This window comes from Limnobacter sp. (genome assembly GCF_036846585.1).
In the GTDB taxonomy this organism is placed as follows: domain Bacteria; phylum Pseudomonadota; class Gammaproteobacteria; order Burkholderiales; family Burkholderiaceae_B; genus Limnobacter.
The window spans coordinates 1-25,594 of the sequence record NZ_DAIUBR010000003.1; the positions used below are offsets into that span (position 1 = coordinate 1).

Below are 25,594 nucleotides of genomic sequence, written 5' to 3' on the forward strand. Positions count from 1 at the left end.
ATGATGACTCCATTGTCTCAAATAACGGAGCCTCCTCAAAATCCGGGGCGGTTCATTCACGTGTTCGACGTCCATTTCTTATCCCCAATGCTTCTTTGACGCTAAAATCACAATGCAGACAATTGGGAGAATATTTTCCCCTTGTGAAATGCCCTTATGGCGCAATCTTTCGCAAAAATCCTGAGAAATGAGTTCTGATCGGGACAACGTAAAAAAATAGAGAATCTGACAGCGGAGTTTGAGGTTGCATGAAATATGCTTACGAAGACCTAGGAGATACAAGGTTCGAAGAGCTGGTCGTAGCCTTGTGTAGAAGGCTTTTGGGTATGGCTGCTCAAGGCTTTGCTAAAGGACCTGACGGTGGGCGTGATGCTAAGTTTGTTGGCACAGCCGAGCTTTTGCCAAGTAGTAAAGATTCATGGAAAGGAACAATTATTGTTCAGGCCAAGCACACCTATGGTTATAACCGCAGCTTTTCTGAGACTGATTTCTTCAATCCGGAGTCCTCGAAGAATATTATTGCCGAAGAGATACCTCGAATTAAGAAGTTGCGAGGGGCGAAACAATTAGATCACTACGTTTTGTTTGCCAATCGCAAACTCACGGGAGGAGCCGAGAGCAATATACGAGCCCATATTTCAAAGGAATGCAGTATTCCGGAAACTTCGATTATGTTGTGTGGAATCGAGCAAATTGAAGCTTGGCTGAAGGAGTTCCCTGAAGTTGCATCGCAAATCAACCTCGATCCCATTGATTCTCCTTTGATTGTAAGTCCAGACGAATTGTCTGAGGTGGTGCAGGCTTTTGCCAAGCATCTCAAAAGCGCAGCGAGTGAAATGGATACGCCACCGACTCCACGTACCGGATACGAGAGAAAAAATACTCTGAACAATATGACACCAGAGTACGCAAAGGAACTCAGGCGCCGGTATCTCAAAGACACCGCGCAGTTGAAGGCTTTTCTTGCTGAACCAGCCAACGAGAACCTCTTACGCCTTTATGAGACCGTTGTGGAGGAATTCCAGCTTAATATTATTGCTAAGCGAAAAGACTATCAAACCTTTGATGAGGTGATGAATCACCTTGCGTGCTTGTTAATAGATCGGGATCCTTTGTTGCGAGCAAACAAGAGACTGACTCGTATGATGCTCTTTTACATGTATTGGAACTGTGATATCGGGGAGGGAGAAGATGTTGCGACCAACTAAGCATTCTCACCCTGACCGTACCGTTGTGAACGTTGCGCTAGTCTTATTGAAGCATTTACGCAAAAACCGTTTTGGACGGTACAGTGATTTACGGGCCTTTTCTAAGAAGTCAGTTAAGGGTAGCGACTCCCTCTTTTTGCCGGCACTGAATTTCTTGTTTTTGCTTGGGTTGATTGAGTACAAACCCAAAACTGATGCTATTGAATACGTGGGACCAAATGAAGCTCTCTAGGCTTTACAGCAACAAATCAAAAATTTTTGGGCCAATTGAATTCAATTCAGGTCTGAATGTGGTACTTGCTGAAATACGTTTAGCTAAGAACAACGACAAGGATACTCACAATCTCGGTAAAACCACGCTAGGTCGCATGATCGACTTTTGCTTCTTAGCAGGGCGAGATAAGAATTTCTTCCTGTTTAAACAAGAGAGTATTTTTGAGGACTTCATTTTCTTTCTTGAGATCGAACTAGCCGATTCGACTTATCTCACCATTAGGCGGGGCGTTCGAGAGCATACAAGAATATGTTTCAAGAAACATTCAGCGGCGTACCAAGACCTAACCGAGCTGGCGGATTCGGATTGGGATCACTTTAATTTATCGTTTGATCGAGCCCGAGACTTACTCGACGGCATTTTGGATTGGCGTGCTGTTTCGCCCTGGGATTTTAGGAAAGGACTTGGCTACCACTTGCGTAGTCAAGAGGACTACCAGGACATATTTCAGCTAAGAAGATTTTCTATTGGAAAGCATAAGGATTGGAAGCCATATGTCGCGCACATCCTCGGTTTCAACCATAAACCTATCCTAGATTACTATTCAAAGCTTGATGAGTTAGAAGATAAGAGAGGCATAGCGCAGACTGTGCAAACAGAGCTAGGGGGATCAGTTGATGATCTGAGCAAAATCGAAGGGCTCCTTCAATTAAAAGGGAATGATGCCGACAAAAAGCAACAATTACTCGATGCATTCGATTTTCGCCAGCAAGACAGAGATTTAACCGATAAGCTCGTTGAAGATATAAATACTCGAATCGCTGAGCTTAATAATCGGCGGTATTCATTGAATCAAGCACGCCGCAAGATTGTTGAGTCCCTGCAGGAAGATCAAATTCTTTTCAAACCAGATCAGGCTGAGAAGCTATTCAACGAAGTAGGAATTTTGTTTTCTGGGCAAATCAAGAAAGATTTTGGTCAGTTAATTGCTTTTAACAAGGCGATTACTGATGAGCGCCGCGTGTATTTGAAGGAAGAACTTTCAGATATTGAGGGCGAGTTACAGGTAATTGCTGAAGAGCTTGATTCACTAAATAAACACCGATCTGGTGTTCTTAGCTTTCTGGGTAGCACAGATGTTTTTGATAAATATAAGCAAGTAACTGACGATCTGGTCAGGTTGAAAGCTGATATTTCAATGCTAGAAAAGCAACGGGGGTTTTTAGGTCGCTTGCAGGAGCTGCGCAAGGAAATTCGTTCTTTAACCGATAGTTGCGTGAAGTTGCAATCTGATATTGAAACAGATGTTGAGTTTCAAAATACCAATAAATCAAGTTTATTTTCCTTGATCCGCCTGTATTTCAGTGAGATTGTTGAAGAGGTATTAGCCCACAAAGGGTTACTTAGCGTGTCCCCAAACGAAAAGGGACACCTAGAGTTTCGAGCGGAGATTCTTGATGACCAAGGAAAGTCAACAAGTGCTGATTTAGGGCATACCTACCGGAAATTGCTGTGTATTGCTTTTGATCTAGCTGTATTGAGAGCCCATCTCCCCGACCGATTTCCGCACTTTGTTTATCACGATGGTGTGTTTGAATCGTTGGATGATCGGAAAAAGGCCAATCTGCTGAATGTAATTCGCCAATATTCGGACTTTGGTGTGCAGGCTGTCATCACCTTGATTGACTCAGATATGCCACCTCAAGCGGATCTTAAGGTACCGGTATTTTCGGCTGATGAAATCGTGCTTAAGCTACATGACGAAGGTGAAGACGGGCGTTTGTTCCGCATGAAGTCGTGGTAATCAATTTTTGAATGCTTGTGGTTGAAATGTATTTGAACCTGTTAATAGCTCAGCATTGACTCAGTTAGGACGATAGTTAGATCTTATGCTGTTGATTTTTAAGAGGTTTCTAGGCGTTTGATTTCTGGCCATTTATTTCGCAGCAACTTGGCCAACTATTTTTCTGAAACCCGTGGGGAGGTGCTTCTGGCCGTTGGGGTTTTGGTCATTTATTTTTTCGCTCCACTGCGGAATTGAACGGTCTGATGCTTCGATAAGTGTCAGGCTGTTGTCTGTGACCAAATACCAACTGCCATAACATGCCTTTTCTGGCTCGGAAATAGGCTGCGCAGGTCATCAGGTAATACGTCCACATGCGGCGAAAACGTTCGTCATAATTCGCCTTCAGTGTTGGCCAGGCTTTCTCGAAATTGACATGCCATGCCATCAGTGTTTTGTCGTAATCGGTGCCAAAATTGTGCCAATCCTCGAGCACCAGTTTGCCCTCGGCGTGCGCCATGATTTCGCTGGGTGACGGAATTTTTCCATTCGGAAATATGTACTTGTCAATCCATGGGTCAGTGGCTTCGGTTTTTTCAAATCCGCCAATGGTGTGCAGCAAAAACAGCCCTTCGGTTTTCATGAGGCGGCGCACGGCCTCAAAATAATCGCTGTAGTTTTTCAAGCCCACGTGTTCAAACATGCCTACTGACACCACTTTGTCGAATTGGCCTGTCAAATCGCGGTAATCAATCAGCTCAATGGCCACAGGCAAGCCTTTGCAACGTGCGCGCGCATACATCTGCTGCTGCGCAGACACAGTGATGCCCAGCACCTGAACGCCATAGTGTGTTGCGGCAAACCAGGCCAAACCACCCCAACCGCAACCAATGTCCAGCATTTTTTCGCCAGGTTTTAATAGCAGTTTTTTGCATATCATGTCGAGCTTGTGCAACTGTGCCTCTTCAAGATTGCCAGCATGTTCCCAATAGCCACAGGAATAAATCATGAGCGGGTCCAGCATCGCCTCGAACAGGTCGTTGCCAGTGTCGTAGTGGTGTTCACCCACCTGGAATGCGCGAGTGGGTGCCTGCAGGTTTATCACTTTTTCTCGAAGGGCCAGCATTAACCATTGCATTTTGTTCCATGCTTTGGTTTGCTCATCCGCATCGTTTTGCATCAGTTTGAACATAAACCGGTCAAGCCGCTCGGCGTCCCACCATCCGCTCATGTAAGCCTCTCCCAAACCCAGTGAACCATGGCCAAGCACGGCACTGAACAAGCGTTCATCGAGGATTTGAATGTCGTGTGGCTCGGGGCCATTGATCGCAATGCCGGCATTGTGCAACAGCTCGGCAATAATTTTGGGGACCCGCTGGCGATCGATCAATTCGTAAGTGCTTGTTTTCATAGACCCTAAAGCTGCTATGACGACGAACTGATTATCGCAGACTTAAATGGTCATTGCCAAATTGGTTTTTCAATGCGGAAATTTAAAGGCGGGAACACCGATTGGAACGGTTTTGTTGATATTTCCTTTCCAGCCTTCCATGCGGGCTGCCAAGTGTGCAAGCCCTTGAACCAGTAGCGTGGGTGCAGATAGCAAAAACATCAAGATACCAATGTTGGTCATGGAAAAATTCACCGGAAAATTTCCATTGGTACTGACTGTGGACGGGCTACCTGTTGCGTCTGCAGCAATTGGAATGAAGGTACCAAAGATGACTGCCAACACGGCACCACCGAAAAAACGCCCGAGGCTGTTGCACATGGTACGGGAAGCCGGGCTGGTGCCCACAGTGTTGTGAATTTGAAGGGCAATGTTGTTGAAGATTCTTGACAAGTTGGCATTCGAGGCCAGAACCAAGTTCAAGTTAATCAGACGAATGCCCTCTGCAATTTTTATACATGCGCGTGTCACGGGCCCGTATTGGTGAATATTCTTGGCCATGTACTCACCTTTGAAACAATTTTTTGCGGCCCTGCTTGGGTCGATCATTTTTTTAGCTTGTGCTTTTTGGTAGTCTTTGTCGGCCCATTTTCGCAAGGTGGGCGCAATTTTGGTATTGGCTATCCAATCGAACAAGGCAGCGGGGTAGGCAAGTGTTTTAAGGGAAAAATTGTGTATGGCAGGTGCAACAATTTCTTCGGTTTGTCGCCGTGCATCCTTCATCGCCTTAGCATGGGGATTGTCAACCTCCATGTGGTCGACGGTACCGGCCAGCGCAACATAGTGGCTTTCTTTGGTAGTCACTGCTTTGGCATAACGGTAGCGTGCCCACAAAGTGGCTGACGCACCAGCTGGTTTTTCAATCTGCATGTAAGCACCCAGTGCATTTTTAAGGGTGTGCATGTTTTCAAGGTCGCTTTTGGCCGGGTTGATTGCCGCTAGTGCGCTATTCAGAATTTTGGGAATGCCTTGCGAATCCAGGCTGTTCGATTTAATTTTTTTCCGAATGTGATATTTGCCTTGCATGGCTTTGGCCATGATCTGGATCTGCTCGGGTTTGTTTTTGATTGATTTAAGTTGAAACAGTATTTTCTGAAGATTTTCACTGACGTCTTTCGACAGGTTTTTTTGTTGTTTCAGGTTTACTTTTTGTTTTTGAACTGTAATTTGGCTGGCCAGGCCGCTGCAAAAGCCCAGAAACCCCAACGCGGAAGAAACGATAGGGAATGCGATGAGTAAACCCAAAATGCCTTGACCCAAGAAGGTGGCAGTGTTGTCCGAATGGCTTTGGATGTAATTCAATAGTTCGGTAGTACCCACACCGATAAACCCCAGAAAGTTGAACATGAGAATTTTGTTTTTGGTGCTTTTTTCGTCAACGCCACTTGCGCCGGTGTTGCGTACGATGTTGTAGGTCATGCCAGTGGGTGCGGCATTCATTTCGCACAGTCCATGCAACACATGGCTTAACTTGGAAAACCGACGGGCCCACAGGTTGCGGGGCGTGGTGCCGTTTTCCCTGTTGTAGTAATTGGGGCTGTAACGAATATAGTCTTCACGCATCAAGCGGTTTTGAACGCCGTCAGAATTCCAGACGGTGTCGTCGTACTCTTGATCGGTGAGGTCCCGGTCCAGGGCAAGTGATTTTTGGCTGGCTTGATAGTCTTTCCGGAGAATGGCGGCTTCGGAGTATTGTTTGGATTCAAAATGGGCTTTGCCGACCACATTAATTGCACGTGTGGAGCTCACGAAATCGCAAACCTTTTTCCAGTTAGTGCGCCGTTTGTAGGTGTCGCCATTTACATGTTTATTGCCCGATTTGCGTGCAATATTGTTCTTGATCCCGCGATCAAGGGCGGGCGTTATCAAATTCGGCGAGACAGTAATTTGCAAGGCCACAACAGGTCTCCGACACGCACATTCACGGTGCATTTGGTGTTTTATTTGTAGCTAAACATGTCACAAATGATGAATTTGTCCAAAACCGGGCAAATAGGTATCACCCTTTATGTGTCACTTTATTCAATAAAGTTTGACAAAATCAGGGTTTCCCCTATTTTTTGTGCACCGCAATAGCGCAGTATTTGAATTCGGGAATTTTGCCGTCAGGGTCCAGTGCTGCATGGGTCAGTTTGTTAATCGCTGCCTCGGCGTAACAAAAGGGCACATACACATGTCCCGGTGGCGTGCCGGCGTCGGCCCGGGCGAAGAGTTGCACTTCGCCACGGCGAGATTGAAGCCGTATTGTGCTGCCTGCTGCAATGTTCAGGGCCTCCAGATCGCCGGGGTGCAGCAGTGCCGTAGGTTCGGGTTCAAGGGCATCCAGCACGCTGGCACGGCGGGTCATGCTGCCGGTGTGCCAGTGTTCCAGTTGCCGCCCGGTGATCAATACAAATGGAAATTCGGCATTGGGTGTTTCGGCCGCGCCGCGATATTGCGCGGGCACCAGGCGAGCTTTCCCACTCGGTGTCGGGAAACGCTCAGTAAACACCACGGGTTCGCCAAGGTCCCCTTCATGGGCGCAGGGGTACACCACCGCATGCTCGCGTTGCAGGCGCTGCCAGGTTATGCCTTCAATGCTGTGCATGGCGTGGCGCATTTCATCGAACACTTCTTCCACGCTGTTGTAATTCCAGTTCAGCCCTAGGCCTCGGGCAATGCTTTGAATAATCCACAGGTCTTGCCGTGCCTGCCCGGGTGGGTCGATGGCCTGTTGTCCCAGTTGCACCAGGCGATCGGTGTTGGTGAAGGTGCCGGTTTTCTCGGGAAAGGCGCTGGCGGGCAGCACCACGTCGGCAAACGTTGCGGTTTCGGTCAGAAAAATATCTTGAACCACCAGGAAATCGAGCGCGGCGAGCGCCTTGCGGGCATGGTTTAAATCGGGGTCGGACATGGCGGGGTTTTCGCCCAGAATGTACATGCCTTTCACCGTGCCGGCGAGAATGGCCTGTATGGTTTCCACCACTGTCAGCCCTGGCCTGTTGCTGAGCCGGGTGTTCCACAAGGCTTCAAACCGTTGGTGTGCATCGGGATTGCAGACGTGTTGGTAGTCTGGGTACATCATGGGAATAAGCCCGGCGTCCGATGCGCCCTGCACGTTGTTTTGTCCGCGCAAGGGGTGCAGGCCTGTGCCGGGTCGGCCAATTTGCCCGGTGATCAGTGCCAGTGAAATAAGGCAACGTGCATTGTCGGTGCCGTGGGTGTGCTGTGAAATACCCATGCCCCACAAAATGATGGACGCCTTGGATTTGGCGTACAGGCGGGCCACCGCGCGCAATTCATCGGGGGAAATTCCGCAAATCGGGGCCATGGCTTCGGGAGTGCAACTGGCCACATTGGCCTTCAATTCATTGAAGCCTTCGGTGCGGGCGGCAATAAATTCAGGGTTAATCAAGTTTTCATCAATGATGACGTGCTGCAAGGCATTGAGCAATGCGACGTCGCTGTCGGCTTTGAACTGCAAAAAGTGGGTGGCGTGTCGGGCCAGGTCTGATCGCCGTGGATCAGCCACAATCAGCTTGGCACCCTTTTTCACAGCATTTTTAATCCAGGTGGCACCCACTGGGTGGTTCACCGTGGGGTTGGCGCCAATCACGAAAATCACTTCTGCCTGGCCTACGTCCATCACCGGGTTGGACACGGCACCGGAACCGATGCCTTCGAGCAACGCGGCCACAGACGACGCATGACACAAACGTGTGCAGTGGTCAACGTTGTTGGTGCCAAAGCCGGTGCGTATCAGTTTCTGAAACAAATAGGCTTCTTCGTTGCTGCATTTGGCGGAACCAAAACCGGCCAGTGCATTGCAGCCGTGGGTGGTCTTGATGTGGCTGAGTGTGCTGGTGACAAGGGCCAGTGCGTCATCCCAGGTGGCTTGGCGAAATGCGGTATTCACCTGCTCGGGATCAAGCAGATCAACCGGGTTTTTGGGCACGCCTTCACGGCGAACAAGCGGGTGGGTCAGGCGTTGCGCGTGGTGAACATAATCAAAACCATAGCGGCCTTTTACGCACAGGCGGCTTTCGTTGGCAGGGCCATTGCGGCCTTCCACGCGCAAAATAGTGTTGTCTTTAACATGGTAGGTAAGCTGGCAGCCCACGCCGCAATAAGGGCACACCGAATCGACGGTTTTGTCAGGCTGTTGATGTGCCGCTGCTTTGGCGGGGCTTAGCGCACCTGTGGGGCAGGCTTGCACGCATTCGCCGCAGGCCACGCAGGTTGAATCGGCCAAGGCGTCGCCTTGATCAAACACAATGGCGGCGTGTTCGCCCCGGTAGGCCAGGCCAATTACATCATTCACTTGTACTTCACGGCAGGCACGCACGCAGCGGGTGCATTGAATACAGTGGTCCATGTTCACTGTAATGGCGGGGTGAGAAAGGTCTACAGGCACCGCGGACCGGGGTTCAAACCGAGTGCCTTCAATACCCATTTTCCGGCACCAGTGCGCCAGTTCATTGTCGGTTTTCAAGGGTATGGCCAAGGGCTGCGCAGGCATGTCGCTGTACAGAAGTTCCAACACCATGGTTTGAGCGGCTACTGCCCGGTCACTGTCGGTGTACACCACCATGCCCGCCGCTGCCTGCCTGCAACACGATGCTGCCAGCGTTCGTTCGCCCTCCACTTCCACCACGCAAGCGCGGCAGTTGCCCGCGGGTTCAAGGCCTGCCTTGTTGCAAAGGTGTGGAACCTCGATGCCTTCCCGTTGAGCAACCTGCAGCAGTGTCTCGCCGGGCAGAGCTTGAACGTTTTTTCCGTTGAGTTGAAAGCCCAGTATGTTGCGTGTGTTCATGCTGGATCACCCCGGGCATTGTTTTCAATTTCATGAGGGAAGTATCGGATAACGCAGTCAATGGGGTTGGGTGCGGCCTGGCCCAGGCCGCAAATGGAGGCATCGCGCATGACGGCGGAGAGCTCTTGGAGCAAAGGCACGTTCCATTGTGGCTGATCGATCAGGGCCAGCGCTTTGGCCGTACCTGCACGGCAAGGTGTGCATTGGCCGCAGCTTTCATGCACAAAAAAACGCATCAGGTTGCGGGCCATGCCCACGGCGCTGTCCGCCTGTGAAAACACCACAATGGCTGCTGAACCGATGAAGCAGCCGTGGGGCTGCAGGGTGTCGAAATCGAGCGGCACATCGGCCAGTACAGCAGGCAAAATGCCGCCCGATGCTCCGCCCGGCAAATAACCGTACAGGGTGTGGCCAGCCTGCATGCCGCCACAGTACTCGGTAATTAATTCGTGCAGGGTAATGCCCGCAGGGGCCAGGTGCACACCGGGTTTGTTGACCCGACCCGACACTGAGAAGGAGCGCAAGCCGCTGTGCCCGTTGCGGCCTTGCTCTTTGAACCAGGCGGCACCTTTTTGCAAAATGGCAGGCACCCAGTACAGGGTTTCAAAGTTGTGAACCAGCGTGGGTTGCTTGAACAAACCCGCTTGGGCTACATAGGGTGGGCGCAGCCGGGGCAGACCGCGTCTGCCTTCGATTGATTCGAGCATGGCCGATTCTTCACCGCAAATGTAAGCGCCAGCACCCCGACGAAGTTCGATGGTTGGCATGTTGGGAATGGGCGGCTTGGTGTTCAGCGCGGCCAGTTCAGCGTGCAGCATGGCTCGGCAGGCGTGGTATTCGTCGCGCAGGTAAATGTAAATTACACTGGCTTGTACCGCCCAGGCAGCAATTAGCATGCCTTCCAGAAACTGGTGCGGATTGGTTTCAAGGTAGGTGCGGTCTTTGAAGGTGCCGGGTTCGCCTTCGTCGATGTTCACGGCCATCAGCCGTGGCGCGGCCTGATCGCGCACAATGGCCCACTTTTTACCAGCTGGAAAACCCGCACCACCCAAACCTCGCAGGCCTGAATCCGAGAGGGTGTTGATGACTGACTCTACGCTTCGCTCACCGTCAACACATTCCTGCAAAAGTTGATAACCCCCCGTGGCTTTGTATTTGGCGATACAGGTATGGGGCGGTGGCAAGGCTTTGCTGTGGTGGCCAAACGCAGCTTCCATAATTTCATGGTGATTGGCGCTACCCATTTCATGCTGGCCCACGGCGACGGCGGGTGCCTGTTCACAACGCCCAATACAGGGTACGGCTTGAACCCGCACGGTGCTGCCCAGCAGTGCCGGTAACTTGTCGATCAGGTCTTCTGCTCCGGCCATGCAACAGGAAGGGCCATTGCACACCCGCACGGTCAGTGTGTGGCTTATTGCGTTTTCAGAGTCCACTACATCAAAGTGGTGGTAAAAGGTGGCCACTTCGAATACTTCGGTTTGGCTGAGTTTCAGGCATTGGGCCAGCGCAGCCAGGTGGTTTTTTGGCAGGCAGCCCAGGTGGTCTTGGAGTAAGTGCAGGTATTGAATCAGCAAATCCCTGCGTGGAGGGTGTTCGCCAAGCAGGTAATGAACTGTTTCCAATGCCTGCGCCTGAACTTGTCGACCTTTGGGTGCGCGACGATGCTGTTGCGCAAAATCAACAGTTTGGGCAATCGGAATGATTGCTTGATTCATGTTGTCCCCACCTTGAATTATTGGTCTTATTAAGCCCGTATGGAACTTACATGGTCCTTTCTAGGACACGGTAGTCTGATTCAAGTTCCTGTTAAACGATCGGGTATGTTTGCCGTTAGTGTATTCAGTCCACCCAAGTTTGTTGCGCTGCGGTAGCATCTGGTTTTTAAGTAAAACTTTGAAAATTTGTATGAAAAACAAGCCGTTTGGCGCGTTGTGGTCTGTATTGCTGGTGTGGGTTTTGTCGGCCTGCGCCACTGTTGCGCCTGTACCTGAGCCTGCCCCCTTGCCTGAAGCGCAAGCCCAGGAACCTGTTTTGCCCAGAACCCGAGAGCCCGTGGTGGCGTTGGTGTTGGGCGGTGGCGGGGTGAAAGGGTTTGCCCATGTGGGCGTGATCAAGGTGCTGGAAAACCACGGTATCAAGCCCAGTATTGTGGTGGGTACCAGTGCGGGGAGTTTTGTGGGGGCCTTGTATGCCAGCGGCATGAATGGTTACGCGCTTCAGCGTGTGGCTTTGGGTATGCACGAGACAGACATTCGCGACTTGACCCTGAGCAGCCAGGGTTTTCTGGTGGGCGAGAAGTTGCAGCAATACGTCAACACCCAGGTCAGGAACAAGGCCATTCAGCAGTTCCCGATCCGGTTTGCAGCGGTAGCCACCGATTTGGAAAGCGGCGACAAAGTGGCATTCAATTACGGCAATGCCGGGCAGGCTGTGCGTGCATCGTGCAGTATTCCGAATGTGTTTTTGCCCACCCGCATTGGCAAGCGCCAGTTTGTAGATGGAGGTTTGGTCAGCCCGGTGCCGGTGCTGACGGCCCGTGAAATGGGGGCAGACGTGGTGATCGCGGTGGACATTTCCGCGAAGCCGAGGACGGGTGCTGCGGCTTTGGGCTGGTGGGGTTTGCTAGACCAAAGTATCAATATTTTAAGTCAGCAAGCCATTCGTGCTGAACTGGCGCGCGCCGATGTGGTGATTCAGCCCAGCGTGCAGCACGCTGATGCCCTGAATCTGGATCAACGCCACGAATTTTTGCTGGAGGGTGAGAAGGTAGCCCAGCAACTGGTTCCGAAAATACAAGCTGCCATTCAGAGCAGCCGCGAGCGGCTGATGGCACAGGCAAACCCACCGGCACGACTCTAGATTTTCGCAGTACAATGGTCTGATGATACAAGAAAAAGCAGGGCTCGCTGACATGGGTTCGCAGACGGACAAACCCACCATTTTGATTGTTGAAGACCATCCCATGATTTCCATCATGCTGGCTGACATGATCGAACAGCTCATTGTCAACAGCGATATTATTGTGGTGGACTGTCTGGAGAAAGCGAAGGCTGTCAATGCCATGCCCAAGGTGGTCATTGCCGATCTCGACCTTCCCGATTCCAAAGGCGTGAACACCATCAATGCCTTTGCTGTGTTGTTTCCGGATTGCCCCAAGCTGATTTGTTCTGGCGTGCTTGATAAAAACCTGGCGCGTGAAGCAGAGCGTGCGGGTTATTTTTATGTTAACAAGGCGTCTACGTATCCGGAACTTTTGCGCACCCTGCACTTGCTGCTGGTTGAGGCCGGTGTGCTTAGTGACACGCCCCGGCACCCAGAAAAAACCACCAACGAATACCATTCGAATATTTACGCGCCGGGTTCCGACAAACCGTTGACCTGGAAGCAGGTGGAAATCATGCGCAAAACCGCCGAGGGCTTGTCGGCCAAGGAAGTGGCGCGTGAAATGGACATCAGCCCGGACACGGTGCGTGGTCACATCAAGGAAATTTTTCTGCGCCTGGGTGCCAAGAACAAGGGCCAGGCCGTTGAAATTTTCATTCGGGCAGAACGCAAGGCGCGTTTGCTGGACACCTGAAAATCGATCTGGCTTGGAGACCACAACATGATTAATTCCGTTCGTTCCTTGCTGGTGTTGCTCGCCATGCTGTTTGCAGGGTTTGCACAGTCTGCTGATTTATCTGGCATTACCAGCAAGGAAGCGGTAACTGCCTTGCGCACCACACTGAGCAAAGGCGCAGATGCCGCTGTGGGCAATTTGGGCAAGGCCGATGGTTTTTTGGGCAACCCGGCGGTGCGAATCAAGCTGCCTGATTTTCTGGAAAACAGCAAAGGCATGCTGAAAATGGTGGGCATGGGTTCGCAGCTGGATCAAATGGAAGTGTCCATGAACCGCGCCGCAGAAGCCGCCGTGCCACAGGCCAAAGCGGTGCTGAAGAAAACCATTCAGAACATGACGGTTGAAGACGCCAAACAGGTGCTTGGTGGTGGCGACACTGCAGTGACTGATTTTTTCCGCAGCAAATCCCAAGCTGATTTGTATACACAATTGCTGCCCATCGTGAAAAACAAAACCGCACAGGTCGGCCTTGCCCAGCAATACAATGCGTTGGCCGCCAAAGGAAGCCGTTTTGGTTTGGTAAAAGCCGAGGATGCAAACCTGGAGGGTTATGTCACCAACAAGGCGCTTGATGCGTTATTTCTGATGGTGGCCGAGGAAGAAAAAGCGATTCGGGCCAATCCGGTTGCAGCGGGCAGCGCGGTGCTTAAAAAAGTTTTCGGGAGTATGAAGTGAAACCATTTATTCGTTTGGCCATGGTGTCGACCGTGGTGCTGTTTGCAGCCTGTTCCGAGCACCATGACCATGGTGACGAAGCCGGGCATGCGCATGATACGCCTGCCCCGGTAGAACAAGCTGCAAGCCCTTCACAGGTTCAGGACGGCATTGCTGTTCAAACAGCCTGGGTACGCCCCACGGTGGGCGAGCAAGATTCCACAGGCGCTTATTTAACCATCACCAGCCAGGAAGCAGTTGCCTTGGTGGGTGTGGCCACACCTGCGGCTGAAATTGCCGAAGTGCATGAAATGACAATGGATGGCGAGATCATGCGCATGCGCATGGCCGAACGCATCGACTTGAAAGCAGGTGAGCCATTGGAATTAAAGCCCGGTGGTTACCATGTGATGCTGATGGCGCTGACGGCACCCATTGAAGCAGGCCAGGAAATTGAGTTGAGCCTTCAGTTTGAAAAACCCGATGGCAGCAAGATTGAAATGCCTGTGAAAGCGATGGCAGCTCAAAATGCGGGCGGTGGCCACCACAGTCATGGTGACGGCGGCGACCACAAACACTAAACAGGCAAAGCAGCGCCTAGAACGCGAGCTTTACCCCCACCAGCGCGGAGCGCCCTGCCAGTGGGGTGTATCCGCGAACCGTGTTCAAGGTGGTGGCTGAAAAAGCCAATTCATCGGTCAGGTTTTGCAGCGTGGCAAACACTTCGCCACCTGCATTGTCCCATGTGAACGATTTGGCCACGCGCAGGTTCACCAGTTCATACCCTTCTACCTGCACATCGCCCTCGCCAGCTTTGCTGTCACTTAGCCAGACAATTTCTGGCGCAATGGTCCAGCCTTGCCGGGTGTAGGCTGCGCTGGCTACCACGCGTTGTGGGCTGATGCGTGGCAGGTTTCTGCCCCCGTCGGTGCGTTTGCCGCGAATCAAATCGTATTGAATGGCCGGTTGCAGTTTGCCTGCACCCATGGCGTAGGCAGTTTGATAGCCCAGCTCCAGGCCCTGAAATTCTGCAGGCACGGCAGTGAAGTCAAACACATCAATCTGCTCGCCGCCATCGTTGAACTGCGCGTCGGCCCCGGTGCGGGCGATCAAGGCGATGTAGTTGCTGTAACGGCTTGCAAAGGCGGTGGCGTTGAATTTCGATTCCCCTTGTGCCCAGGTGCTGGTCAGTTCAAGGTGGCGGCCACGTTCCTCTTTCAAATCCGGATTGCCCTTTTCATAGGCGTCCGTGGCCACGTGCACACCGTCGGCATACAGCTCGAAACTGGAAGGTGCGCGTTCAACGCGCGACAGCGAACCACCCAGTGACCAGCCGTTGCCAATTGGTGTGGTGTAACCCAGTGACACCGAGTTGGGGCTGAAGGCGCGGCTGATTGCCGGCCCGGCGGTGACACCCGCCCCTGCGACGGGGCCGTTTTGTGGTGACAAACCACTGCTGGCGGCATTCACATCGACTTGATCTGCACGCAAACCGAATTCAAAAACGCCGCTGTTTTCCTGCCCGCGGCTGACCCGGAAAATGGTGAACACGCCAGTTTGATCGGTGCTGGTGCCGGGCACGAATGCTTCATCGCCCACGGCGGAAAAGTTTGTGCGTTCGAACTGTATGCCAGCGTCGGTGTTGATGTTCAATCCGCCGAGTCCAAGCGGCCGAAGGGCCACTTCCACACGGCCATCAACGCCATCGTTTACAAACAGGGTGGCTGGTTCGCCGTCTTCAAATTCCTGATGTTGGTAATCGGTTTTGGCCAATCGATATTTCACTTTGCCGAAGGCTGTGCCGTTGAAGTTTTGTTCGCCTTCCAGTGCATGGCGTTCACTTTCCATGCCGATGCGCACGTCCAGCGACTTGGGCACGCCGTACTCGTTGTTGTACCGCTCGGCGGACACGCCAATGTAGCCGTTGCCCGTTTGAAACGAGGCTCCGATGGCGGCACCATCGGATTTCGACGAGGAGTTTTGTACGCGGTTGCCGGTTACGCCGTCGGGGTCGGTGAAGGTGGGTGTTTCAAGGTCGCGGGTGGTGCGCTTGAAGCCGTCCAGGTGCAGGCTGATGCCCCGCCCAAGCCCTGCGTCCAGTTTAAAGCCGCCTGCGGTTTGATCGGCCGCGCCACCACTGAGCAGGTTCACTTCGCCCTGAAAACCTTCAACGGGTTTGCGGGCGATGCGTTGGTCCACCAAATTGACCACACCACCCACGGCGTTGCCACCATACGCCAGTGCGGTGGGCCCACGAAGAATTTCGACCTGATGCAGGGCAAAAGGATCGACGGGCAATGCATGGTCAAAGCTGAGTGCAGACACGTCCACGGTGGCGGCGGAGTTGCGCAGAATCTTGATTCGATCTGAGTCTTGCCCCCGAACAATCGGGCGGCTTGAATTGGGGCCGAAACCGGTGGCGGACAGGCCCGGTTGATAGCGCAGGGCCTCACCCACGGTGCTGGCGCCACTGGCGTTCAGTTCATCGGATTTGATCACTGAAAAAGGTTTGGTGATTGAATCGGGTTTGTCAGCTGTGCCGGTGACCACCACCGATTCAAGCACAGGCTCTTCGGCAAGGGCTTGGGTGTTGGCAATCAACAGCAGGCTTGCCAGGGCAACAGCCCGGCGTTGGAATTGAAAGGTGTTCATGTTTTTCCTGAAATGCGGCAAGCCGCCGCTGCCCGGCTTCGTGGCCTTGGCAAGGGCGGTCAATTGTTCAATGTGCGTTGGAAATTTTCAGGAAAAACGGGGTGGGTCGCGCACGCGCACGCGCTGCGCAAACAAGGTGTTGCGGGGTGCTGCAATTGCGGTGGTTTGGGTGCCCAGCTGTGCCAGCAGGGGCAACACCAAATTGGTGGGGGGGTTAGACACCGCCGCGTGCGCGGTGGTCAGCCCATCGAACAGCAAACAGGAGTGAAGCAAATCTGTGGGGAATTCGCTGTGTTCACCGGCGTGTTCCGCACTGTGCGGTGCGGTGTGCAAATGCTGACGGTGCTCAATGCTGTGGGCAAACCCTGCCCATTGCGCGGCCATTAGGGCCAGCGCGATCAGCAGGTGATGGAAGAAGCGGGAACGCATCAGTGTGTCATTTGTGTTTGCAACAGTTGTTGTAGTGTATCAAAGCTGTCAAGGGGGCCAGCACGGTCATCGCCCTGCTTTGTTCTTCATCTGTGCAAGGCGTTGGTCTTTCGCAGTCCAAATGCCGCCAATCCAGGTTTTGAAACGGTTTTTGAATTCACGGTCACCCCGGAAATCGCCAGCAATCATGTCGGCGGGAATGGGCAGAATTTCAACATGCACCTGCATATTGGGTTGCTGGCCGCACAACCAGGACCAGGTCGTGTTGCCGCGGCTTGGGCCATAGGCAATTGTCACGTTCACCATGCCTTCAAACTGTTCACCCATGGCATTCAGTGAAGCGGACAAGCCACCGTACTTCGGGCCCAGCAAGTGGGTGTAGGGCGATTTTGTTTTGGCCTTTTTGGCGGGCGTGAAGCGGGTGCCTTCCAGAAAATTGATTACGGTGACCGGGCTTTCCTTGTACACGGCGCAGGTTTTGCGGGTGGTTTCCAGGTCCTGGCTGGCCAGTGCGGGGTTGCGCGCAATGGCAGCACGGCTGTGGCGCTTCATGAAGGGAAAGTCCATCGCCCAGCACACCACACCCACGATAGGCACCCAGATCAATTCTTTTTTCAAGAAGAACCGGCCGAACGGGCTGTGCCCGTGCAGTACATCAAACAACACCACAATGTCGGCCCATGCCCCGTGGTTGCTGATCACCAAATAGCTGCTGTGGGGTTTGAACTGCCCGTGAATTTCAACCTGCCCTTGCTGGCCATGCAAAAACTTGTACAAGCGTTTGTTGGAGCCGACCCACTTGGTGGCAATTTGCACACAGCCGTTGGAGGCCATGCGCTGCACTTTGTACACGGGCACCAGGCGCAGCAGGATGAACGGGAACATCACAATGAACCAGAATGTGATGCACAGGCTCATCAGGATCACGGTGATGACACCAATGACCGGGGCAGGAAGAAATTTGGACAGGGGCACTTGGGGATCCGGAGCTGAAAGCAGGTCAATCAAACAGCCCGGATCTTACCTTAGAAACGCTCAAACACCCAACAGGCCGGTGACCTCGTCTACTGGGAACACGCCCTGCTGGGTAATGCGGTTTGCACCTGCGGCAACGTCGAATGTTGCCGATAACTGTTCGGAACCGCCCCGCTCAAGAATGGTGCTGACTGCCCAGTATTCGCAGGTGGTTCGGTCTTCAGCCACCCGAAGCACGCTGTAACCGCGCTCGGTCACATTCACGTGTTTGATGTGCGGGCTGCTCAGGCGAATGCCTTCAATGATTTGATTGGGCACGTCCAGACCGGGCGAGGTGACCGAGCTCACCACAAACTCGGTGGCCACGCTGCCATCGCCTGTGGCGGGGTTGTAGCCGCCAGCAGCATCCACGGGCTGGTTGGGATTGTCAGTGATGTCAGCCACCCAGGCGCTGTGAACGTCGCCGGTCAGAATGACCACGTTGTCAATCGCTGGGCCGCCATCATCGCCACGCAGGGCGTTAATGATACGTTGGCGCTCGGCGCTGTAGCCGTCCCAGGCGTCGCCGTTCAGGCCGGAAGGGGCAAGCAGGTCGCCCACCGGTGTGGGTGCCGGGTTGTTGACACCGGGTTTGATGATCCACTGGTGAAACACCACCTGGTTGCCCACCAACTTCCATTGGGCTTGTGATTCACGCATGCCGTTGATCAGGAAGTTGTACTGTTCTTCGCCAATCATTGTGCGGCTTGGTTCGCTTGCAACACCATCGGTGGGGTTCACAGGTGTTGCGGCTTCAACGTCGCGGTCAAACAGGCGGGTGTCGAGCATGAACAGATCCACCATGTCGCCAAACTGCACGCGGCGGAAAATTTTGGCACGGTTGCCCGGTTCCGGCAGGCGAATGGGCATCCATTCATCGTAGGCACGCTGGGCAAAGCCCTTACGCTCTTCCCACACGCCTTCAGCGCCTTCTGTGTGGTTTTCTGCGCCGTCGCGGTAGGAGTTGTTGGTGGATTCGTGGTCGTCCCAAATGGTAATGAAGGGGAAACGCGCGTGCAGCTTTTGCAGGTCTTCATCGCGTTTGTACTGGGCGTGACGGGTGCGGTAGTCGCCCAGCGAAATGATTTCAGTGGCGGGCTCGTATTCGCGCACATTGCCGTATTGGCCAGTGCCACATTCGTAAATGTAGTCGCCCAAGTGAATGATGGCGTCGATGTCGTCGCGGTCAGCCAGCTTGTTGTAGGCGTTGAAAAACCCGTGTGCCAGGCTTGAGCAGCTGACCACACCAAAGTTCAAAGGGCGTTTGTTGCCTGCCGCAGGCGCAGTGCGCGTGCGCCCCACCGGGCTGGTGGTACCGTTGCTGCGGAATTGATAAAAATATATTCTGTCCTGTTCCAGCCCGTCGCAAATCAGTTTCACGGTGAAGTCTTGATCGGCGGTGGTTTGGAAGTTCATCGACTTCACAAACAGGGTCAGCGCTTCATCCTTGAATACATCCACGCGGCCCGCCACGGTGCGGTTTGTGTTTTCAGGCCCATTACCAGGCGTGATGCGGGTCCACAACACCACGCTGTCAAATGTGGGGTCGCCGCTGGCCACGCTGTGCAGAAACTGCACATTCTGCGTGGGCGTGTTGTCGCTGGCTGTGGTGCGGCTGTCGGTCGGTGTGCTTGAATTGTTGTCGCTGCCGCAGCCGTGCAGCAGGCCCAAACCTGTGACACTGGCTGTGCCAAAACCCAATCCTTTCAGGAATGAGCGGCGCGTAATGCCGGCGCGTTTTTGAATGCGGCTTCGTTTTCGACGTGGTCCTGACATGGTGAAAAATCCTTGAATTAGTTGTTGGGTACTGCGTTTGGCAGGAAGTCCGGGATCATCAGTTCATAAAGCATGCCCAAGCCAAGCCCGTAGCCGCCCTGCCCGTCGGGGCCTCCGCGGTCGCTGGTGAAGTACATGCGCCTTCCATCGGGGCTGAATGCAATGCCCGCAATTTCAGATTGGTCTTGCCCCACAATTTCAAGCAGGGGCACCAGCTTGCCATCGGGGTAGACCACCACCACCTGCATGCTGCCGCCGTCTTCGGCCACCAGCACTTCGCCAAACGGGGTCATGGTGATGTTGTCCACGCCGGAAAGAATGTTGTTGGGGGCCATGGCTGTGGCCATGTCGTAGACCACTTCAATGGTTTGGGTGGTGGTGTTCAGCATCCACAGGCGATCGTCGCCCTTGGTCGCGAAAAACACGCGGTCATTCTGGTACCACACACCTTCACCACCATCGAACACTGCGGTGTCGGGCAGGCGGTTCTCGGTTTGCGGTGCATTGGGGTTGGCGGCGTTCACCCAGCTATACCGGATGGGGCCGTTTAACGCGTTGCCCACGGGGCCGTCCACTTTTAAAACCTGCAACACACCCTGATTCAGGTTGGCGCGTTCAGCGCCTTCCGGCCAGTCCCCAGCGGTGGGCACCCAGCGGTAGAAGCGCCCATCGGGCATGTCCTCTGTCATATAAAGCACACGGCGTTCGCTGTCGATGGCCACTGCTTCATGGCTGAACATGCCCAAGGCTGGCAAGGCGCGCGCAGCTTGTATGCCAAAGGGATCGCATTCCCACACCAGCCCCGTTGGAATTTCCTCGCAGCTTAACCAGGTTTTCCAGGGGGTGACCACACCCGCGCAATTGAAGGTGGTGTCGCCCAAAATCCGGTAGCTGCCCTCAATGGTGCCGTCTGGCCCGAACACCAGTGCACTTGCACCGCCCAGGCCAGGGCTGAAGGTTTCCAGCGTGTTGCCAACGGGGGCCAGTTCCGGCACGGTAAACCCCAGGCTGCCAAAGCCCGGAATTTCGCTGTTTGAGCAATATATCCAGCCACCGTCCTCGCGTGGCACCACGCCGCCTCCGTCGTTGAAAATGTGCCAGGGCGTTGCTCCAGGTGCGGGTGCCATGTTGCTGATGGCGACCACGCGGGTGGAAAACCCGGCGGCGGTGCGCACGCCGTTGGCATCGGGTTCGCCCAACGGGCCGATGTTGCGAAACCGAAACTGGTTGTTGCTAATCGCCGTGCCGCCAAAGCGGTTTGATTCAGATGCACCCACGCGCCCGGCGGTGCTGCCGGATGGGTTGTCTGAACCACCACAACCTGCCAGCCAAGGCAGCGTACTGGCGCTGGCACCATACAAAAAAGTTTTGAGCAGATTGCGTCGGTTAACGCTGGGTAGCAAGGCGGGTGAAAATGGCATGACGGACATCCAGATTGAACAACATCAGCCTGTAATACCCGTGGAATGCAGTTTTGGTTGGAGGGTGTTCTCAGTGTGACTGGTCATTGCTTTGTCACACATGGCGCCTGCACGAATATAGGGTAAACCCTTGCATCCAATGCTGCCCTGATCCAACAGTTGCGAAGAATCGGCCACAGCGCTATGTTTCGGAGGGTAACAACTGTTGCGCAAACAAAAAAGGGGAAATAATGAAGAAATTGATACTTGCTGCGTCTGCAGCTGTAGTTTTGGCGGGTTGCGCCGCTGGCGGTGCGTTTGGCCCAGCCCCCAAAGATGGTGAATTGGCTCAGCCCACCGATTACAAATCATGGCCCGTTTTCCTGGCCGGAATCGAGAAGCCTACGGGCCATATCCGTGACATTTACATCAACCCGACAGGCGCAGCAGCCAAGAAAGGCGACGCCTTTGCCAATGGCACGGTTAGTGTGATGGAAATTTACAAGGCCAACAAAACTGGTGACAAAATGACCAAAGCGGGCCTGGAAAAAGTATTTGTCATGTACAAAGGCAACAACTGGGGCAGCACAGCACCAGAAGGCCTGAAGACTGGCGACTGGGTTTATGCGGCCTTTGAGGCCAATGGTCAGCCTGCCAAGGTTGACTACGCCACCTGCCGAGGTTGCCATGTGCCTTTGGCCGACAAAGACTATATTTTTCACTACGACAAATATTTCGACACCCGCAAGAGCGCCCAGATTTTGGACGACCATGCAGGCAAAATTGCAATGTCGGTTGAAGAAGCACATTTGGCTGCCTTGGTAACCAAGTAATTTCTGATCCGTGCACTGGAAAAGCCACTCGATTCCGGGTGGCTTTTTTCATGGTGGTGTTGAACTGAATCAAGGAACCCGAATGCGTTTGTTGAGAACTACATTGATTGTCTTGACCTGTGCTGCATTGATTGCGGTGGGTGCCTTGGCGTTTTTGTTGCAAACGCATCCGGATTTTTTGCCCATGGAACGCCCTGCGCAGCCCAAGGGCAATGCAGTTCGAATGCTGTTTTTGGGCACCTCGTCGATGGCCTGGACGGATGGGAAAAGCACCTGGTTGGTCGATGGCTTTTTCTCGCGCCACGCGGTTGGCAACGTGTTGTTGTCGCGTTTGAACGTGCAAGAAGACCGAGTGCTTGAAGTGGCCAATGAAATATTTCGAAGGCTTGAAATGCCCGCTGCGTTAAGTGGCATTGTGGTGGCACATTCGCACTACGATCATTCAATGGATGCACCGTTTTTGGCACGGCAGTTTGGGGGTCGCGTGTATGGTTCGCAATCCACCTGGCAAATTGCCAAAGGCCAAAACTTGCCGGCCATGCAAATGGAAGTGATGCAGCAGGGGGGCGTGGCCAGCCTGGGTCAGTTTGATGTCAAACTGGTGTTGTCTGCGCACGCGCCAACAGGGTTCACGGGTGGCTTCAATTCACAGCCGGTGCGTTTGCCAGCGCATGCCCTCTCGTTCAAGGAAGGGTTGAGTTACAGCTTTGTGGTGTCGCACCCAGCCGTGGGGCCAGCGCCGTTTGCATTGATTCAGCCCAGTGCAGGTTTTGTGGCCGGGCAAAACAAAGGGCTGACAGTGAATACCGTTTTTCTGGGCACAGGTGGTTTGGGCAAGCTGGACGAGCAATACATCGCAGACTACTGGCAGGAAATGGTGGTGAGCACCCGGGCCAAAAAAGTCTATTTGATTCACTGGGACGATTTCACGCAAGCGCTGCTTGAACAAGGCAAGCCAGTGGCTTTGAAACCTATGCCCAGGTTGCTTGACGATTTTCCGAGATCGTTTGAATTGTTAAAGATGTTTTCAAAACGGGATGATGTGGATCTGCAAGTGCTCGATGGGTGGGAAATGGTTTGTTTTTAGGGTCACCCGCGGGTGAATCCGTGCATACTGGCTTACGGCGTATGTCACCTAACCTTCGTTGATCATGATCAATCCAGGCCACTTGCAGTTTCACAGACCTCGAAAAAATGTGGTGGATTTATTCCACCACGAAGCCATTGCATGGCTAGCCTTGGCATTGACGCTGGTCATCACGATACTGGGCTGGATGCTGTCGACCCAAGCCATCGAGAAACGCGCTGATGACCGCTTCGCTTTTGAAGTTCAAGACGCCCAGCAACGCATCCAAATCCGATTTAACCGGTACGAGCAGATTTTGCGCGGCGGCGTGGCATTTTTTGATGCGCACACGCATGTAAGCCGGGCACACTGGAACAAGTATGTAACGTCCCTGAAGTTGCAGGTTAACTTGCCCGGGCTTCAGGGTTTTGCTTTTGCTGAGCGGGTTGATCAAACCGATTTGCCCGAACACATTGTCAGGGTGCGGGCCGAAGGGTTTCCACAATACACCGTTGCACCGGGTGGTCAGCGTGACCTGTATTTTCCCGTAACCCTGATTGAACCCTTTGACCTTCAGAATCAGCGCGCGTTTGGTTTTGACATGTTTTCCGAGCCCGTTCGGCGAGAGGCCATGACCCGTGCCATGGACACGGGGCGTGCCACCCTGTCCGGAATCGTGCAGCTGAAACAGGACAGCGCCGAAAATGCAACGCCCGGTTTCCTGATGTACCTGCCCGTGTACCAGTCTGCTCAGGAACCTAATTCCGTACAAGACCGCAGGCAGGCCATTCGCGGGTTTATTTACAGCCCGTTTCGCGGCGTCGACCTGATGGGCAATGTATTGGGCCAAGGCAAGACACCTTTGAGTTTCAAGTTGTATGATTCCGCAAACTTGACACCGCAATCGCTGATTTATGATTCCAGGCCAGACGAAAAGATCAATGCCAGGTCTGCGCTGGCTAATCACGGGCACATGGCCACGGTGCCCATTGATTTGCCCGGGCGAACCTGGATGGTCCAGTTTAAAAGCACCCCAAGTTTCGATGAACAAGTGCACAACGTCACACCCAAGTTGATCCTGTTTGCGGGTGGCATCATTAATTTGTTGTTGTTTCTCACAATTTTTTCATTGGTGCAACAACGCAAAAAATTAAGTGCAAGCAGGGCGAAAAGCCTGTTTCTCGCGAATATGAGCCACGAAATTCGCACGCCGCTCAATGCCATTATCGGTTTGAACAGCTTCATCAAGGAGCAGGTCAAGGATCCACAAACCGCCCGGTATGCCCAACAGGCCCAAGATGCGTCAGAACACCTGCTTTCCTTGCTCAACGATGTGCTCTGCTTTTCACACATTGAATCGGGGCGCGCCAAAACGGAATCGATTGATTTCAACTTGCGCGATCAGGTTGAGAAAACAGTGGGCCGGTTCAAGCTGAGAGCCACGGAAAAAGGTTTGCAACTGGAGATTGAATTTGATACATCGAACCCTGTGTGGATCAAGGGCGACTCCACACGATATGCGCAGGTGCTGGGCAATTTGCTGAGCAACGCCATCAAGTTTTCGCAGGCCGGGCGGGTGTTGGTCAAGGTGCAAATTGAAGCACGCAAGCCGACTGAATTGCTTGTTCGCACCGAAGTTCACGACCAGGGGGTTGGTTTTGACATGCGTGAATTTGAACGCCTTGTTACACCTTTTGAGCAGGCGGACAACACCACCACACGCCGTTTTGGTGGAACGGGCCTGGGCCTGGCCATCTCGAAAAGTCTGGCTGAACTGATGGGTGGTACTTTGTTCGTTTCGTCTAAAATTGGTGAAGGCAGCATGTTCGGTTTCACGGCCAGATGCCAGCGCATGGATGTAGAGCCGGAGCTGGTGGACAATTCAGTTCACGTCACCGATACCGTTTCCCTGCAGGGAAAAAAGATTCTGGTCGTGGAGGACAACCACCTTAATCAACAAGTGATCAAGGCACTGTTGTCGCGCCTGAATGTCAATGTTCAAGTGGTTGGCAATGGTGAACTGGCTGTCGATGCCGTGCAGCAAAACCCCGACATTGATCTGGTGTTGATGGACGTGCACATGCCGGTCATGAACGGCATTGATGCCACCAGTGCAATACGTCAACTGCCCGGCCCCGCAGCGAATGTGCCCATTGTGGCCTTGACTGCTTGCGCCTTGCATGAAGATGAGCTGGCTTGCCGTGCGGCGGGCATGAATGAGTTTTTGACCAAGCCTGTCAACGTGCCTTTGTTGCAGCAGGTTCTGGTTCGCTTTTTATCGGCTACGCACTGAAAAAGCGAACATGCCCACCAGCATGGCTGCGATGAAAATCAAGCCATCGGGCAACAGACTGGCAGCGGCCACCACTGCGGGGCCCGGGCAAAAACCACCAATGCCCCAGCCTGCGCCAAACAGCGCCGCACCCATCAGCAGCTTCCTGTCAATTTGCCCTGAAGAAGGCAAGTTCATGGGCATGCCCAACAAACTTTTGTTCAGGCGCCGGGCCCAGTAAAACCCGGGCAAACCCACGGCGATTGCACCGCCCATCACGAACGCAAGCGTGGGATCCCAAGGCACCGAAATATCCAGAAAGCCGATTACTTTGGCCGGGTTGGCCATGCCGGATACGACCAGCCCCACACCAAAAATCAAACCAGTCAAACCACTGATCAGCGCAAACCCGATGTTGTTGTGTTTCAT

Annotated in this window: 21 protein-coding genes; 11 read left to right on the forward strand and 10 right to left on the reverse strand. The window is 53.3% G+C overall.

Features of this window, described 5'->3' with window-relative positions; all coding sequences use genetic code 11:
• The 4 genes from V7028_RS01940 to V7028_RS01955 all read left to right on the forward strand — a co-directional run.
• On the forward strand, positions 1-191 hold a 191-nt coding region (locus tag V7028_RS01940), incomplete at its 5' end, for a hypothetical protein (RefSeq protein WP_334118426.1).
• A 57-nt stretch (positions 192-248) separates the two neighbouring features.
• Positions 249-1,208, forward strand: a complete 960-nt coding sequence (locus V7028_RS01945; RefSeq protein WP_334118427.1) for an ABC-three component system protein — start codon at positions 249-251, stop codon at positions 1,206-1,208.
• Positions 1,192-1,440 (forward strand): ABC-three component system middle component 8, encoded by a 249-nt coding sequence (locus V7028_RS01950; protein WP_334118428.1) that lies wholly within the window; start codon positions 1,192-1,194, stop codon positions 1,438-1,440. The genes V7028_RS01945 and V7028_RS01950 overlap by 17 nt, the downstream gene beginning before the upstream one ends.
• The gene (locus V7028_RS01955) at positions 1,427-3,226 is read left to right on the forward strand and encodes a DUF2326 domain-containing protein (RefSeq protein WP_334118429.1); all 1,800 of its coding nucleotides are present in this window, start codon (positions 1,427-1,429) and stop codon (positions 3,224-3,226) included. Before V7028_RS01950 ends, V7028_RS01955 begins: the two co-directional genes overlap by 14 nt.
• Before the next feature lie 205 nt (positions 3,227-3,431).
• On the opposite strand, the gene cfa is transcribed toward V7028_RS01955, so the two are convergent.
• From cfa to V7028_RS01975, 4 genes are all read right to left on the reverse strand, one after another.
• A complete protein-coding gene (gene cfa / locus V7028_RS01960) occupies positions 3,432-4,616 on the reverse strand; it encodes a cyclopropane fatty acyl phospholipid synthase (RefSeq protein ID WP_334118430.1) in 1,185 nt (394 codons plus the stop codon).
• 69 nt (positions 4,617-4,685) lie between these two features.
• Positions 4,686-6,554 carry a hypothetical protein gene (locus V7028_RS01965; RefSeq protein ID WP_334118431.1) on the reverse strand — a complete coding sequence of 623 codons (1,869 nt, stop codon included), beginning with the start codon at positions 6,552-6,554 and terminating at the stop codon, positions 4,686-4,688.
• Positions 6,555-6,708: 154 nt separating this feature from the next.
• The gene (gene fdhF, locus V7028_RS01970) at positions 6,709-9,447 is read right to left on the reverse strand and encodes a formate dehydrogenase subunit alpha (RefSeq protein ID WP_334118432.1); all 2,739 of its coding nucleotides are present in this window, start codon (positions 9,445-9,447) and stop codon (positions 6,709-6,711) included.
• Complete coding sequence (locus V7028_RS01975) at positions 9,444-11,165, reverse strand: NADH-ubiquinone oxidoreductase-F iron-sulfur binding region domain-containing protein (RefSeq protein WP_334118433.1); 1,722 nt, start codon at positions 11,163-11,165, stop codon at positions 9,444-9,446. Before V7028_RS01975 ends, fdhF begins: the two co-directional genes overlap by 4 nt.
• 190 nt (positions 11,166-11,355) lie before the next feature.
• Here V7028_RS01975 and V7028_RS01980 point away from each other — a divergent pair, with 190 nt between their 5' ends.
• Genes V7028_RS01980 through V7028_RS01995 form a run of 4 tightly spaced genes read left to right on the forward strand, consistent with a single transcriptional unit; the run spans position 11,356 to position 14,304 of the window.
• Positions 11,356-12,309 carry a patatin-like phospholipase family protein gene (locus V7028_RS01980; protein WP_334118434.1) on the forward strand — a complete coding sequence of 318 codons (954 nt, stop codon included), beginning with the start codon at positions 11,356-11,358 and terminating at the stop codon, positions 12,307-12,309.
• A gap of 52 nt (positions 12,310-12,361) precedes the next feature.
• On the forward strand, positions 12,362-13,027 hold the full coding sequence (locus V7028_RS01985) for a response regulator transcription factor (RefSeq protein WP_334118435.1): 666 nt from the start codon (positions 12,362-12,364) through the stop codon (positions 13,025-13,027).
• A 27-nt stretch (positions 13,028-13,054) separates the two neighbouring features.
• Complete coding sequence (locus tag V7028_RS01990; protein WP_334118436.1) at positions 13,055-13,744, forward strand: DUF4197 domain-containing protein; 690 nt, start codon at positions 13,055-13,057, stop codon at positions 13,742-13,744.
• A complete protein-coding gene (locus tag V7028_RS01995) occupies positions 13,741-14,304 on the forward strand; it encodes a copper chaperone PCu(A)C (RefSeq protein WP_334118437.1) in 564 nt (187 codons plus the stop codon). The genes V7028_RS01990 and V7028_RS01995 overlap by 4 nt, the downstream gene beginning before the upstream one ends.
• A gap of 16 nt (positions 14,305-14,320) precedes the next feature.
• Here the strand turns inward: V7028_RS01995 and V7028_RS02000 are convergent, their stop codons facing one another.
• The 5 genes from V7028_RS02000 to V7028_RS02020 all read right to left on the reverse strand — a co-directional run bounded on the left by V7028_RS02000 (position 14,321) and on the right by V7028_RS02020 (position 21,015).
• Positions 14,321-16,375 (reverse strand): TonB-dependent receptor, encoded by a 2,055-nt coding sequence (locus V7028_RS02000; protein WP_334118438.1) that lies wholly within the window; start codon positions 16,373-16,375, stop codon positions 14,321-14,323.
• Between the two features lie 87 nt (positions 16,376-16,462).
• The gene (locus V7028_RS02005) at positions 16,463-16,804 is read right to left on the reverse strand and encodes a hypothetical protein (protein WP_334118439.1); all 342 of its coding nucleotides are present in this window, start codon (positions 16,802-16,804) and stop codon (positions 16,463-16,465) included.
• 66 nt (positions 16,805-16,870) lie between these two features.
• Positions 16,871-17,779, reverse strand: coding sequence for an acyltransferase (locus V7028_RS02010; protein WP_334118440.1), 909 nt, complete (start codon positions 17,777-17,779; stop codon positions 16,871-16,873).
• 60 nt (positions 17,780-17,839) lie between these two features.
• Positions 17,840-19,594: an alkaline phosphatase D family protein gene (locus V7028_RS02015; protein WP_334118441.1), complete on the reverse strand. Its 1,755-nt coding sequence runs from the start codon at positions 19,592-19,594 to the stop codon at positions 17,840-17,842.
• A gap of 17 nt (positions 19,595-19,611) precedes the next feature.
• Positions 19,612-21,015: an alkaline phosphatase PhoX gene (locus V7028_RS02020; RefSeq protein WP_334118442.1), complete on the reverse strand. Its 1,404-nt coding sequence runs from the start codon at positions 21,013-21,015 to the stop codon at positions 19,612-19,614.
• Positions 21,016-21,245: 230 nt separating this feature from the next.
• Here V7028_RS02020 and V7028_RS02025 point away from each other — a divergent pair, with 230 nt between their 5' ends.
• The 3 genes from V7028_RS02025 (at position 21,246) to V7028_RS02035 (ending at position 25,186) form a co-directional block, all read left to right on the forward strand.
• On the forward strand, positions 21,246-21,827 hold the full coding sequence (locus V7028_RS02025; RefSeq protein ID WP_334118443.1) for a cytochrome P460 family protein: 582 nt from the start codon (positions 21,246-21,248) through the stop codon (positions 21,825-21,827).
• 82 nt (positions 21,828-21,909) lie between these two features.
• Complete coding sequence (locus V7028_RS02030; RefSeq protein WP_334118444.1) at positions 21,910-22,914, forward strand: MBL fold metallo-hydrolase; 1,005 nt, start codon at positions 21,910-21,912, stop codon at positions 22,912-22,914.
• A gap of 112 nt (positions 22,915-23,026) precedes the next feature.
• Entirely contained in the window at positions 23,027-25,186 is a 2,160-nt protein-coding gene (locus V7028_RS02035; protein WP_334118445.1) for a CHASE domain-containing protein, read from the forward strand.
• Here the strand turns inward: V7028_RS02035 and V7028_RS02040 are convergent.
• Entirely contained in the window at positions 25,169-25,594 is a 426-nt protein-coding gene (locus tag V7028_RS02040; protein ID WP_334118446.1) for a DUF6691 family protein, read from the reverse strand. The genes V7028_RS02035 and V7028_RS02040 overlap by 18 nt on opposite strands.